Annotated in this window: 11 protein-coding genes; 10 read left to right on the plus strand and 1 reads right to left on the minus strand. The window is 55.7% G+C overall.

All coding sequences use genetic code 11. The annotated features are described in order from the left end of the window. The first annotated feature begins 8 nt into the window (after positions 1–8). The 9 genes from QCE73_RS38725 to QCE73_RS38765 all read left to right on the plus strand — a co-directional run bounded on the left by QCE73_RS38725 (position 9) and on the right by QCE73_RS38765 (position 12,061). Positions 9–1,013, plus strand: coding sequence for a LysR family transcriptional regulator (locus QCE73_RS38725; RefSeq protein WP_404989886.1), 1,005 nt, complete (start codon positions 9–11; stop codon positions 1,011–1,013). Positions 1,014–2,010: 997 nt separating this feature from the next. Further along, positions 2,011–3,225: a glutathione-independent formaldehyde dehydrogenase gene (locus QCE73_RS38730; protein ID WP_309886063.1), complete on the plus strand. Its 1,215-nt coding sequence runs from the start codon at positions 2,011–2,013 to the stop codon at positions 3,223–3,225. Positions 3,226–3,767: 542 nt separating this feature from the next. Then, the gene (gene frmR, locus QCE73_RS38735) at positions 3,768–4,043 is read left to right on the plus strand and encodes a formaldehyde-responsive transcriptional repressor FrmR (protein WP_309886065.1); all 276 of its coding nucleotides are present in this window, start codon (positions 3,768–3,770) and stop codon (positions 4,041–4,043) included. A 55-nt stretch (positions 4,044–4,098) separates the two neighbouring features. Then, a complete protein-coding gene (locus QCE73_RS38740) occupies positions 4,099–5,208 on the plus strand; it encodes an S-(hydroxymethyl)glutathione dehydrogenase/class III alcohol dehydrogenase (protein ID WP_309886068.1) in 1,110 nt (369 codons plus the stop codon). 51 nt (positions 5,209–5,259) lie between these two features. Then, positions 5,260–5,658 (plus strand): VOC family protein, encoded by a 399-nt coding sequence (locus QCE73_RS38745; protein ID WP_309886070.1) that lies wholly within the window; start codon positions 5,260–5,262, stop codon positions 5,656–5,658. 23 nt (positions 5,659–5,681) lie between these two features. After that, a complete protein-coding gene (locus tag QCE73_RS38750) occupies positions 5,682–6,989 on the plus strand; it encodes a DUF3422 family protein (RefSeq protein WP_309886072.1) in 1,308 nt (435 codons plus the stop codon). A 66-nt stretch (positions 6,990–7,055) separates the two neighbouring features. After that, complete coding sequence (fghA, locus tag QCE73_RS38755) at positions 7,056–7,886, plus strand: S-formylglutathione hydrolase (protein ID WP_309886074.1); 831 nt, start codon at positions 7,056–7,058, stop codon at positions 7,884–7,886. 13 nt (positions 7,887–7,899) lie between these two features. Beyond that, positions 7,900–9,219: an NAD(P)/FAD-dependent oxidoreductase gene (locus tag QCE73_RS38760; RefSeq protein ID WP_309886076.1), complete on the plus strand. Its 1,320-nt coding sequence runs from the start codon at positions 7,900–7,902 to the stop codon at positions 9,217–9,219. Positions 9,220–9,388: 169 nt separating this feature from the next. Further along, the gene (locus QCE73_RS38765) at positions 9,389–12,061 is read left to right on the plus strand and encodes an excinuclease ABC subunit UvrA (protein WP_309886082.1); all 2,673 of its coding nucleotides are present in this window, start codon (positions 9,389–9,391) and stop codon (positions 12,059–12,061) included. A 22-nt stretch (positions 12,062–12,083) separates the two neighbouring features. Here QCE73_RS38765 and QCE73_RS38770 read toward each other — a convergent pair whose 3' ends face one another. Beyond that, a complete protein-coding gene (locus tag QCE73_RS38770) occupies positions 12,084–12,524 on the minus strand; it encodes a DUF488 domain-containing protein (RefSeq protein ID WP_309886078.1) in 441 nt (146 codons plus the stop codon). Between the two features lie 323 nt (positions 12,525–12,847). Here QCE73_RS38770 and uvrB point away from each other — a divergent pair. Further along, on the plus strand, positions 12,848–14,568 hold a 1,721-nt coding region (gene uvrB / locus QCE73_RS38775; protein ID WP_309886081.1), incomplete at its 3' end, for an excinuclease ABC subunit UvrB.

The following is a 14,568-nucleotide window of genomic DNA, read 5'->3' on the forward strand; positions in this document are numbered from 1 at the left end:
GCGCCTATATGCCGAAAGACTTGTGGCGCCTAAACGCCGAAAAGTCCCTGGCGCCTTTACGCCGAAAACGGTTTGGTTCCTTAACGGCGAAAGTTCACACCTTGCAACGAGAAGGCCACTACGGCAGAGCCGCGAAAAGCTGCAATGTGTCTCAGCCTACTCTTTCCGCTGGTATCCGACAGTTGGAGAAAGACTTGGATGTGCATGTCGTTCGCCATGGGAAACGTTACGATGGCCTTACGGAAGAAGGAATGCACGTGGTATCTTGGGCGCAGCAGATGGAGGACGATTGCAAAGGTTTAAGGCGCGACCTTGCCGCTCTGCGCAAAGGAATAGAGGGCACTTTCCGGCTTGGAGTGCTTCCCGCAACCTCGGCAATGGCCCCGGTTTTAAGTGTAGCGCTTGCTGAGAAAATGCCGCTTCTGGATCAATCGATCATCATCGGCAACGCGTCCGCAATATGCAAAGCCGTCCGGGAAAACGAGTTGGATATGGCGCTTGTTTATCTGGAAAAGCTTAACAACGAAGATCTGGATACTCACCTCCTTTACCAGGAGCGCCTTTTTCTTTTTCAGACTCACAGCGACAAACAGCCGCGAAACGTCACATGGGAGCATGTGGTGAGTTTGCCGCTGTGCTTGCTTCGCTCAGGCGTCCCGGAAGTTGCTCAGAGTCAACTCGCTCAATGCGCTCAGACGATTTACACGGACTCGCTTGACGTGCTAGCGGCACATGTCGCCACCGGCCGATACGCCACCGTTCTTCCACAATCTCTCGCGGGACGGCTGAGACTGATTCCCGATCTCCAGGCATTAGCCATCACCGGACTTGATGCGAGAGCGAATGTTGGCTTTATTGCTGCGAGGAACGGCCTCGATTCTAAACCTCTTCAGGCACTGCGGGAGATGGTGCATACGCCTGATCTGACGACTCCCTTTCAAGCGATTCTGGCCGTGCATCGAAACTTCCGACCGAAAGCTGAACCATCAGGGCAGCCCCCCCGGGAAGCGTAGAAACGACCGAATAGGTCTGCAGCGAGCGTTATATTTGCGTCGAACTCCCCGTTCCAGCCGAGCCGTAGGACGCTCGGCACAGCCTTCGCGTAGACCATCGGTGTTTACGGTAAGAAACGGCCCGCTGATCCCTTTGCAATTCAGCGTGCGATCTCGGGCCGCCCTCTTACCGTACGTCACGACGCCTATCAATGTTGTTCGCAATGCCCTTGGATCTTCAATCCATCTTTCACCATGCATGAGGTGGAACGCACGCACACGAGGTCGTGCGTACAGCGGTGTCCAGCCCCAACGAGAGTCGCGATCTTCGCTTACCAAGGACGAGTCATGAACAATGCAAAGGCGACGTTTTCACCGTTTTTCAACTTTACTTTCCGAAGATGCGAACTAAACTTTTACACTTGATGGAGGGCCGCGATATTGCAATTTTCCGGTGAGATAGAGACGGCCCGACCGCCATGTGGCTTCTTCACCTTGGCCTGACTTCCCCCCGCTTGCGACTCGCCGCTCGAAATGGACGAATCAGGTCCACGACTCAATCTCCAAAGTCTGGAGGCCTTCTGCCTTTATCTCGTGCGCATGGCCTCCCGTCATGACGACCTCTTCGTGTGTTTAGTATTCCAAACGAATTATGGGTGTCCAAAAAACTTATGAACGTTGCACCTTACGAGAGCCGCCGTGTTCCTTATGCAAAGCTGTCCAACATGGTGGCACCGCATGGTTGGGCGTCTACCCTCGGTCAGCGCCACTGTCTCAGTGGGGGGCAAGCCGTACTTCGCGGAGAGCATCCGTCCCTTCATAGACCGCTTCTATCACAAGATCGAAAATTCCATTTTGACCGGCGCGGCACCATAAGTCACTCTTTATCCAATACGAGGCCGGACACAGTATCCCGCCCAAAATAGTAAAGCTCAGGTTCCTCTGAATCACGCCAGCTACAGGGTTATACACCGACTTCATTATGAAGTCGCCACATCGAACCTAGGAGGTAAGCGAAATGGCTCAGCCGGGTAATCGGATCATCACCTTTGAGAAGCCGTTGGAAATGAAGGTTACGACCTTCAAGTTTCCGGAACTCATTACCCCTCAGGGGAAGAGCGCTCCGCACGGCGCTATTCTGAAAATCGTCACAACCAATATTTGCGGCAGCGACCTTCATATTTATCGCGGCTCCTTTCCAGTCCCGAAGGGGATGACGATGGGGCATGAAATGACCGGTGAGGTCGTTGAAGTCGGCTCAGATGTCGAGTTCATCAAAAAGGGCGATCTCGTTTCTGTTCCGTTCAACGTAGGTTGTGGCCGTTGTTACAACTGCAAACACATGCGCTCGGAGGTCTGCGAAAACACCAACACCGAGGTCGACTGCGGAGCTTACGGATTCAATCTCGGTGGTTGGACTGGCGGCCAGGGCGACTACCTGTTTGTCCCCTACGCGGATTTCAATCTCTTGCGTTTCCCGCACAAGGATGCGGCCATGGAAAAAATCCGTGACCTCACCCTCCTTTCCGATGTCCTCCCGACCGCATTTCACGGATTTGCAGCGCCCGATTGGCCGGCCGCGCCTGCTTACATCGTTGGCGAAAACGTATTGATCTTCGGCGCCGGTCCAGTCGGCCGAGCCGGTGCGGCCTGCGCGAAACTTCTGGGCGCCGGCGCTATCATCGTGGCCGATTTCATCCAGGAGCGTCTCGATCTTCTCAAGCCCCACGGCGTGGAAACCATCAACCTGTCGGACGGTACACCCATCGAGGAACATCTTGAGCGTATCACCGGTCATCGTGAAGTGGATCGCGTTATCGACTATGTCGGTGTGGATAGCCGTGGCTTCGGTGCGGACAAAGACAAGGTCGTGGCGGCAGCCGTGACTAACGCGATGCTCAAGTACGTGCGGGCTGGCGGCACGACCAGCACAGTCGGCGTGTACTGTGCCAACCCGATTTCGAAGGAAGCCGACGCCAAAAATGGCCGCATGGATCTGGACTGGTCCAACGCGTGGATCAAATCCCCCCGGATGGCAGCCGGCCAATCGCCCACCGCTAACTACAATCATGCGCTGATGAGGGCAATTCTCAATGACCGCATGCCCTACCTCACGCCCATGATGAACGTCAAGGTTATCAAGCTTGAGGACGCCCCGGCAGCATACAAGGAGTTCGACGCGGGTTCTGCGTTCAAATACGTCATCGACCCGCATGGTTCGGTAGCGGCCTGACGTATCAAGGCACTTAATCCTCCGGGCGTTTCAAAGGCGAGCACCTGGAGACAGAACGCAAGCTGGTAAGCATCAATGCAGCTAGGAGCCAAAACCCTGGCTGCTTTGCAATGCTATCCAGTCCGATCTTTCATGGTTGGCGGCGATTTTGGAGAAGGACCACGTAGGACCGTGGACCTCAGACTTGTATTCCCGTCGAATGGTGCCCGCTTTTGTAACGAGGTCTCGCATTCTATGACGCGACAACACGGCGGCTCGTTTCTTCGTCCGATCACCGTAGTTGCTCAATCAAGGGGTTCCTCGCCCATCAACAAAAGAATGAGTAAACCCCTTGCGGTATACTGTACCCCAGTATAGTATACGTCTCATGAGCGTGGGTGATTGCCAGTCTTGCAACCCGTCCCTGGCGGGGCTGGCAGTAGTTAGTTCCCCGGCAATCCTTGGCTTCGCATGACCCTGCCCAAAGTGTCTAAAAGCGAGCTTCGATATACTGTGGAGCAGTACAGTAACTTGGCTCACAGAACACCAAAGGGGGTTATCCGATGCCGTACAGTCCAGGCGATAAGAAGCAAGCATTAGCGCGTGTTAGACGTATCAAAGGACAGGCTGCAGCACTGGAAGCAGCGCTTGAAAAGGATGCTGAATGCGCCGCAATACTGCAGCAGCTTGCGGCCGTCCGTGGCGCGGTAAACGGCCTTATGGCGGCTGTCCTGGAGAGCTATCTGCGAGAAGAGTTTCCCGATAGCGTAACCAGGAGTGATTCACAGAAGAAATCTATCGAAGACACGTTATCTATCGTTCGATCGTATCTCCGGTAGCAGACTTCGAAGCTGACGTGCGTTAAGAAATTTTACTTAGCAAGGAAACCAAATCATGAAATCACGAGCAGCAGTTGCCTTCGGCCCAGGAAAGCCGCTGGAAATCGTTGAGATTGATGTAGAGCCGCCGCGCAAGGGCGAAGTGCTCATCAAAATCACGAATACGGGCGTTTGTCATACGGACGCCTTTACCTTATCGGGCGATGACCCCGAAGGTCTCTTCCCGGTCGTGCTGGGCCATGAAGGTGCGGGCATCGTCATGGAAGCGGGTGAAGGCGTTACCAGCGTGAAACCTGGCGACCACGTCATTCCCCTCTATACGGCTGAATGCGGCGAGTGCCTGTTCTGCAAGTCTGGCAAGACCAACCTGTGCGTCGCGGTTCGTGCGACCCAAGGCAAGGGGTTGATGCCCGATGGCACAACTCGCTTTTCGTATAACGGCCAGCCGCTCTTCCACTATATGGGTTGCTCGACTTTCAGCGAATACACGGTGGTCGCCGAAGTATCGCTGGCCAAGATCAACCCGGATGCCAACCCGGAGCATGTCTGCCTGCTCGGTTGCGGTGTGACCACTGGCATCGGCGCAGTTCACAACACGGCCAAGGTGCAACCGGGCGACTCGGTAGCCATCTTCGGTTTGGGCGGCATCGGTCTGGCTGCGATTCAGGGTGCGCGTCAAGCCAAGGCCGGTCGCATCATTGCCATTGACACCAATCCAGCCAAGTTTGAACTCGCCCGCACGTTCGGCGCGACTGAATGCCTCAACCCCAAGGACTTCGACAAGCCGATTCACGAGGTGCTTATCGAGATGACCGGCTGGGGTGTTGACCATACCTTTGAGTGCGTTGGTAACGTCAACGTGATGCGTTCGGCACTGGAAGCTGCGCATCGTGGTTGGGGCCAATCGATCGTCATCGGTGTCGCAGGTGCGGGCAAGGAAATCTCGACCCGTCCGTTCCAGCTGGTAACCGGCCGCGTATGGAAAGGCTCTGCTTTCGGTGGCGTCAAGGGGCGCACTCAACTTCCCGGCATGGTGGAAGACGCGATGAAAGGCGAAATCGATCTCGCCCCGTTCGTCACCCACACCATGGGATTGGACGAGATCAACGAAGCCTTCGATCTGATGCACGACGGCAAGTCGATTCGCACCGTTATCCACTACTGATGCACCGTTTACTCACTATTCGTTCAACATCAAACATCAAGGAAAATCACCATGTCCACTCCAGTTATTTCCGGTGACGGTATCTTCTCGCACGTTTTTCTCGGCGCTGCCGACATCAAGAAGTCGGTCGCGTTCTACGACGCCGCTTTGGGTGCTCTCGGCGTCAAGAATCTTGGGCCTTTCGGTAACGGTTGGGTGCTCTACGGTCGCGACAAGCCGGCCTTTATCATCGCCCGCCCAGGTAATGGTGAAGCGCCCTCCAGCAATGGCGTGACGGTAGGCTTTGCTGCCGCCACCCCGGCCGAAGTTGATGCATTCCATGCCGCGGGCCTCGCTGCAGGCGGCACCGATGAAGGACAGTCGGGCCCGCGTGACCACCTGCCCGGTGCCTATGCAGCCTACCTGCGCGATCCTGCGGGCAACAAGGTCTGCTCCTACACCTTTGTCTGAAGACAAGGAAACCAGAGGTTGCTATGAATGAGTCGGCATCAGCCAATACGGCCCAACAGGCTACATCGTCGGTAACCGTATATGGCATGCCGGCCCATGAGTATCGCGCCCAGGCCGTGGGAGAAGTACATGCGCGTCCGCACCTTCTGATAAAGTCCCCAAGGACGCTATTGCAATTCGCGTTCATGACCGGAGGTGATCTTTCCAGAGATGATGCGGCAATGGCCGAGTTGTCGAGTCGCCTGGGCGTCCCGCAACCCGATAACACATCCGCTCTTCACGGGATGACGTGGGACCAGGGTCAACTGCATTGTGAGAAGCACGCGGAGTTTTCAACTTATCTATGGAGTGCCCCGCTCGACCTGAGCACGAAGGAGAATCCTTTTACGCAAGGTTTTGTCCCACCGGGCCCCGTCATCACCGGCATTAGAGTCGACATCCTGCCGTGGTCGGCCGAATCGGAACGACACATAGCTGATTTCGATCCTGTCAGCCTTTGTTATTCGCTTGTAGAGAACGGTAATGCGGCGATCATCACGGACTTCCGGCAAGATAAAAGCGGTCTCACCCACATTCTCATCCTGGATCGGGCACTGACCGAGGCTCGGCTCGGTGCGCTCGCCCAACGTCTGATTGAGCTTGAGAACTACCGCACCCTCGCGTTGCTCGCCCTGCCCCTCACGCGCTCAACCGCACTGGACCTCAGGCGGATCGAAGACCGCCTCGCTGAAATCACGGACGAAATGCGTTCGCGCGCACGGCGTGACAATGAAGTCCTCCTCGCTGAGTTGACGAATCTGGCGGCCGAACTGGAAGCAGAAGCTGCGGCAAATCTGTATCGCTTTGGAGCCAGTCAAGCTTATTACGAAATCGTGGAAGAGAGGCTGTCCGCGCTTTCAGAAAGTGCTGTTTCTGGCTGTTACACCTGGCGCGACTTTCTTCAACGCCGGATCGCACCAGCAATGCGAACGTGCCGATCCGTGAAGGAACGCCAGAGCAAATTATCCGACAAGCTGACGCGCGCAATCTCGCTACTTCGATCCTGGATCGATGTAGGTCTGGAACGTCAGAACAGCGATTTTCTTGCTTCAATGGACAACCGGGCCAGGCTGCAACTTCGCCTTCAACAGACGGTAGAAGGTCTATCGGTAGCAGCAATCTCTTACTACGTTGTCAACCTTCTTTCAGACCTGTTAAAGGGCATACCGGGCATTCACGACGTGGCGGCGCCAGAAGTTGTGACCGCAGCACTCGTGCCTTTCGTGATACTGGCGATCTGGTGGACCGTGCGCAGTATCCGGCACTCTCACAGTGACACGAAACCGGACTAGGCATTTCAGATACGGGTAGCCGAAACGGGTTGCTCCTGAATCACTTCGGCTAATCGAGGAGAACGTATGGAACGCATCGAACACCATGCCAGCTTCAATGGCTGGCAAGACGTCTATCAACACGAGTCCGCGACACTCGGTTGCACAATGAAGGTCGGCGTCTATCTGCCGCCGCAGGCGCAACACGAGAAGGTCCCGGTACTGTACTGGCTGTCAGGTCTCACTTGCACTGAGCAGAATTTCATCACCAAGTCCTCGGCACAGCGATATGCGTCCGAGCATGGAATCATTGTCGTGGCACCAGACACAAGTCCGCGTGGCGAAGGAGTTGCGGACGACCCCGCCTATGACCTTGGACAGGGCGCGGGATTTTACGTCAATGCGACTCAGCAGCCGTGGTCGAAACACTACCGGATGTACGACTATATTGTTGAGGAGCTTCCGGCACTCATCGAGGCTAACTTTCCCGTTACTGACGCGCGAGGAATAAGCGGACATTCAATGGGTGGTCACGGAGCCCTGGTTGTCGCGCTGCGTAACCCCGCCCGTTACCGAAGTGTATCCGCCTTCTCTCCTATCGTCGCGCCGACTCAGGTTCCCTGGGGGCAGAAAGCCTTCGCAGCTTACCTGGGCGACGATCAACAGGCGTGGGATCAGTATGACACCGTCAAGTTAGTCCGTGGCGCTCGTGAACGCCTGCCGTTGCTTGTGGATCAGGGACTGAACGATGAGTTCCGTGAAAGCCAGCTACGGCCCGAGCTATTACGTGAAACCTGTCAGGAAGCTGGTCATCCTCTGACTCTTAATCTGCGGCCAGGCCACGACCATAGCTACTACTTCATCGCCAGTTTTATTGGCGACCACATTGCACATCACGCAGCGGCGTTGAGGCGCTAACAAGGAGTCCACGATGATTAAGACTTCCAGCAAACGACATCATGTCGTGATAGTAGGTGCTGGCTTTGGTGGACTCGAAGCGGTCCAGGGTCTCGCAAGTGCGCAGGTTGACATTACGCTGGTCGACCGACACAACCATCACCTGTTTCAACCTTTGCTCTATCAGGTTGCCGGGGCATCGCTGTCAACGTCCGAAATTGCCTGGCCCATTCGGTATCTCTTTCGTAACCGCCCGGAAGTACAGACCCTTATGGCGGAGGTGGAAGGCGTTGATCATGGCACGCGCGAAATGTTGCTCAACAATGGTTCCCGTCTTGCCTATGACACTCTCATATTGGCAACGGGCGCACGTCATGCCTATTTTGGACGTGACGACTGGGAAGCCTTCGCCCCTGGCCTTAAAACGCTGGAGGACGCCACGACGATTCGTGGCCGCATTCTCCAGGCGTTCGAAGAAGCAGAGACCACAAGCGATCCCGAGCTACGTTCTGCGTTACAGACGTTCGTCATCATTGGCGGCGGTCCTACCGGAGTGGAACTGGCAGGAACCATTGCCGAACTCGCCAGGGACACTCTGGCGGGCGATTTCCGGTCCATCGATCCGCGCGCAACGCGGGTCGTTCTGATTGAAGCTGGGCCGCGCCTGCTAGCCGCATTTCCCGAGGAGCTTTCCGAATACACACGGCAGGCGCTTCAAAAGCTGGGGGTCGAAGTAGCGCTGGGTGCGAGAGTCACGGAATGCTCAGCCCAAGGCGTGGTTTTTGGTGGCTACCCCCTTTCATCCAGGACTATTCTTTGGGCCGCAGGCGTTCAGGCCTCACTCGCCGCTGAATGGTTGAAAGCGGAAGATGACCGCGCCGGCCGTGTGCTCGTGCGCCCCGACCTGACAGTGCCGGGCCATCCTGAAGTCTTTGTTATTGGTGACACTGCCGCTGTAGCCATGTCAGATGGGAAGTTCGTGCCGGGGATCGCTCCTGCAGCAAAACAGCAGGGAAAATACGTTGCAAAGCTCATTAAGCAGCGCTTGCAAGGTGGTTCCGTTGCAGAGCCTTTCAGCTACCGGCATGAAGGAAATCTGGCGACAATCGGCCGAAGGCGGGCAGTCGTCGACATGGGACGACTTAGACTGCGCGGCACCCTCGCCTGGTGGGTGTGGAAACTTATACATATCTACTTCCTGATCGGTGCTCAAAATCGGCTCAGCGTTGCCATCAGTTGGGTATGGAACCATAGCATCGGTTATCGTGGCTCACGCTTGATCATGCACGGAAGCACCACGAACACACAGCCTCACGTCACTTTGCCGTTAGGTAGAGGCACGTCGCTGGATTGATTCCTGGAGCCTGGGCTACCTGGCATTCGGACGCCAAGACGGGTATGGAGTGTGCTGTCGCAACACTAACCGCAACCTTCATCTATTTCCCGGACGGCATGGAGGACTCTTAAACGAAGTCTCGTTGAAATTCGCACGGCGTCCACACCATTACGAGGTGCAGGAAAAAATGTCAAACAGGCCTGTCAATGATTCTTCCCGTACCGCTGTGACCAGTGGCTTCGTTGAGGTCCGTGGAGCACGCGAACATAACCTCAAAGATGTGGACGTCGCCGTCCCGCGCGACGCCTTAGTGGTTTTTTCTGGCGTGTCCGGGTCCGGCAAGTCTTCACTCGCTTTCGGGACCATCTATGCCGAAGCGCAGCGGCGATACTTTGAGTCGGTGGCGCCATATGCTAGACGCCTGATCGATCAAGTGGGCGTGCCGGACGTGGACGCCATTGACGGACTGCCGCCGGCCGTGGCGCTACAACAGCAACGCGGCTCCAGCAATGCACGCTCATCAGTAGGCAGCGTGACGACCCTTTCAAGCCTCGTGCGAATGATGTATTCACGCGCTGGCGCCTACCCCGCGAACCAGCCAATGCTATACGCGGAGGATTTTTCGCCCAACACGCCTCAGGGGGCATGCGCGACATGTCACGGGCTCGGACGTGTATATGACGTTACCGAAGATTCGATGGTGCCCGATCCGTCCTTGAGCATCCGGGAACGGGCAATCGCCGCTTGGCCCCCAGCCTGGCACGGTCAGAACCTGCGCGACATTCTGGTGACCATGGGCTACGACATTGATCGACCGTGGCAGGATCTGCCGAAGAAAGACCGGGAGTGGATTCTGTTCACCGAGGAAACGCCCACGGTGCCTGTGTATGCGGGATTGACACCGGCTGAAACCCGAACCGCTCTCAAACGCAAGCTCGACCCGAGCTATATGGGCACCTTCACCGGCGCGCGGCGCTATGTGCTGCATACCTTCGCTAATACGCAAAGTGCCCTGATGAGAAGGCGGGTCTCGCGTTTCATGGAAGGCAAGCTTTGCCCCTCCTGTCATGGCAAGCGGCTTAAGCCTGAGGCGCTGGCAGTGACCTTCGCTGGAGTGGACATTGGCGAATTCATGCAGATGCCGCTCGACCGGCTATCCAGCCTGCTTGAGCCAATTGCCAAGGGTGATTTCGGCGCGCACTCTGCTGGCACCGGCATCGACCGGGAGGCAACCCGCCGTGACCGCGCCCAGCGGGCAGTGTCTGGACGTGCCACGCATGCAGTATCGCCCGATGTTCGCCGCACTTCGGCACTGTCGGAAGAGAAACGGTTAGCGGCGCAACGTATCGCCAGCGGGGTAGTAGCGAGACTTCGACAACTCAGGGGGCTGGGGCTGGGATATCTGACGCTTGATCGCGCCACGCCAACGCTCTCGGCTGGCGAGCTTCAGCGCTTACGTCTCGCCACCCAATTGAGTTCCATGCTATTCGGCGTCGTGTATGTGCTAGACGAGCCCTCAGCGGGTCTGCATCCCTCTGATAGTCAGGCCCTGTATGACGCACTCGACAAGCTGCGCGACGCGGGTAATTCGGTGTTTGTGGTGGAACACGACCTGGATCTGATGCGCCGTGCGCAGTGGCTGGTAGACGTGGGACCGGATGCCGGAGAGCGTGGCGGACGCATTCTTTACAGTGGGTCTCCTGCGGGCCTACGCGACATCCCGGAGTCGCGCACTGCGCGCTACCTGTTTGACGAAATTCCTGCACCCGCCAGTCGCAGACGGACGTCTTCTGGCTGGCTTGAGCTACAGGGAATCCATCGTCACAATCTGCGAGGCATAGATGCAGGCATTCCATTGGGTGTGTTGACTGCCGTAACCGGTATTTCCGGCTCGGGAAAGTCGAGCTTGATCACCCAGGCGCTGCCAGAGCTGGTGTTGTTGCACCTAGGACACGAGCCCGAGGACGACTCTGCGGAAGGAGCAAGCGAGGGGCCACCGGTAATGGAAACGACCCGAGGTCATCTGGCCGGAGACGTGGATGCGGTGCAGCGCCTCGTGCAGGTAGATCAAAAGCCGATTGGCCGCACGCCACGCTCTAATCTAGCGACCTATACCGGCCTGTTCGATCATGTTCGCAAGCTTTTTGCCGCCACCCCTGACGCGCGCAGACGGCGTTTTGACGCCGGCCGGTTTTCATTCAATGTTGCAAAGGGCCGCTGTGAAACTTGCGAGGGCGAAGGATTTATCAGCGTTGAACTACTCTTCATGCCAAGTGTGTATGCGCCTTGTCCAACATGTCATGGTGCGCGCTATAACAAGGCTACCCTGAAGGTAAGTTGGAACGGGCGAAACATCGCGGAGGTGCTCCAGATGACCGTGGACGAAGCCCGCGATTTCTTTGCCAACGAGGACGCAGCAGCACGGCCTCTGCAATTGCTGCGAGAAATCGGGCTGGGCTACCTGCGCCTCGGACAGCCTGCCACGGAGCTGTCTGGCGGCGAAGCACAACGTATCAAGCTGGCAACCGAGTTACAACGCAGTCAGCGCGGCCGGAATCTTTATGTGCTCGATGAGCCCACCACAGGATTGCACGCGTCGGACGCAGATCGATTGCTGGTGCAACTGCAACGTCTGGTTGACGCGGGCAACACGGTGGTAATGATTGAGCATGACATGCGTGCGGTTGCCCAGGCCGATTGGATTATCGACGTAGGACCGGATGCAGGAGAGGCAGGAGGACGCGTGGTGGCCGTTGGAACCCCGGATGACGTGGCTCAGGCTACGGCCAGCCGAACGGCTCCATTCTTGAAAGAGCAGCTAGCGCGGGCCAAAACGAGCCGACAGGATAATCATGCCTGATAGCGAATCACCACTGCATCCTTTAAAACAGGTGCGTCACTTTAAGCTTGTTAGACCAGCGGGAATTCAAATATTCAACTGCGAGCCTACGGTGACAATGATTTGGCCTATCTTCGCTGCACAGCAGACACCCTCTATCAAATAGCGCGATGTTCAGGCTCCCTTCTACCCGTCGCCTCGCCAACAGATTGACGTATTCTTCCGCATAGACTTGCCATGTCAACTCTTTGTTTTGATACCTCCTGAGCATCTCCTTTTCGGGCGCTAAATCGCCTAGCTCGACATACTCTGCGCCAATCAGTTTAGTCGAGAAGAACTTCAGATCCGGCTTCTTCGAGAAGCCAGCTAGTTGAGAAGTCTTGTTCAGGCGCACGTCGAGAATCCGACTGACCTTCGCGGAACCCAAAAGACTGAAGAATTTTTCGGCCGACTTTTTCGTGAAGCCTATTGTCATGACGTCCATTGCTTCCCTGTCCTGTTTTTGCGATGCAGGTAACCCGTGATCAACTGCAATGTACCACCTGGTCTGAAAACACAGAATGGCAATCGCCGGCCGACGCTTCGTGCGGGGCGCCTCATCACTGCCGTGGGGTCCCCGGCCAGCTCGGCTGTTTTCTTACAGCACTTCAGGAAAGGATATGACAGGGTTCCGGCTGTACTATTACCCTTAAGGTCGGCATCGGCCTTGCATGACAGATCAACGCTCGGACGCTTACGAGCCGTCCAGTCGTTTCAGTGGCCCAGGCTAGCATTAGCTTTGGCGTGATTCACTTAGGAGATGATCCAATGCCAGTTAATACTTTCATTTTGCATTCTGCTTACACGCCGGGAGGGGATCAACCCGAGGCTATAGCGCGACTGATTGCTGGCATAGAGGATGGAGTCAAGCATCAAACCTTGAAGGGTATTACGGGTTCGGGCAAGACCTTCACGATGGCAAATATCATTCATCGCCTCAATCGTCCGACCTTGATTCTCGCTCCCAACAAGACACTGACCGCACAGCTTTATGCGGAGATGAAGCAGTTTTTTCCTGAGAACGCGGTGGAATTTTTCGTGTCGTATTTCGACTATTTCCAACCCGAAGTCTACATGCCTGGCAGCGACCGCTTTATCGAAAAAGACTCTGCGATCAATGAACATCTTGAGCGTTTGCGCTTATCTACAACGAAGTCTCTCATCGAACGTCGTGACGTAATAGTTGTCGCATCAGTCTCCTCCATTTATGGACTAGGCGACCCGAACGCCTATCGAAAATTGCAGATCTCCCTGGCTCCGGGCACGCAACTAAAACACCGCGACCTCATTCGGCGTCTAAATCTGCTGCAATATACACGCGTCGAGCGAACCCTTAAACGTGGAACCTACCGTGTTCGAGGCGACTCGATTGACATCTTTCCCGCTGATTCTGAAAACAGAGGAGTCCAAGTAGAGTTGGAGGATGACACGATTGTTTCCGTTCACTGGATCGATACTGCTAGCGGATCACAGTCGGGCGAAGTGGAACACTATCTCGTGTCTCCGAAGACGCTTTTTGCGACACCAAAAAACAAGATAGATTCGGCATCGACAAAGATATTGTCCGACATGGAGGCGCGAGTCGATGAGTTGAACCGGGAGAACAGGCTTGCCGAAGCGGACCGTCTGCATGAACGCATAACGAACGATGTAGAAATGATGCGCGAACTGGGCTACTGCAACGGCATGGAAAATTACTCATCCTACTTCAGCGGCCGAGACCCCGATCAACCTCCAATCACTTTGCTTGACTACCTGCCCGCCGATGGCCTGTTGTTTGTCGATGAATCGCACGTGATGATTCCTCAAATATCGGCAATGTATAAGGGCGACCTAAGCCGGAAGGAGACCCTGATAGACTACGGATTCCGCCTGCCGTCTTCCAAAAACAATCGTCCGCTGACTTTTGACGAGTTCGAAACAATCAAGCCTCAGACAATCTTTGTTTCGGCCACGCCGGGCGCTTACGAATCGAACATTTCAAAAGACCACTTCGTTAGTCAGATAAACCGGCCAACCGGACTGCTCGATCCTAAATTGGAAGTGCGAGCATCAAAGGGCTGGACGGATGACTTGCTAAAAGAGATAAAGAAGTGCGTCAAGAAAAAGAACCGTGTCTTGGTTACTACCCTGACAAAGAGGGGCGCAGAGGAGCTTAATGACTTCATGACCGAGCAAGGAGTCCGGTCCAGATACTTGCATTCTGACATAAAGACAGAGGACCGCATTCAAATCATCAATGGTCTGCGTGAGGGAGAGTTCGATGTGTTGATCGGCATCAGCCTCCTGCGCGAGGGGCTGGATATTCCAGAGGCTGCATTAGTAGCTATTCTGGACGCGGATCATGCTGGGTTTTTAGAGATTGAATCAAAAAGACACCGCTGGGGGCTGTTAAGGAAGCTCTGCAGAATGTGGTTTCAAAAGCGTGCGCACCATATAGGCGTTGGGCAGATTGTTCTCGCTCAGCAGGGCTGTGTATGGCAGAGGCG

Origin of the sequence: Caballeronia sp. LZ029, assembly GCF_031451275.1 — a bacterium.
Lineage (GTDB): Bacteria > Pseudomonadota > Gammaproteobacteria > Burkholderiales > Burkholderiaceae > Caballeronia > Caballeronia jiangsuensis.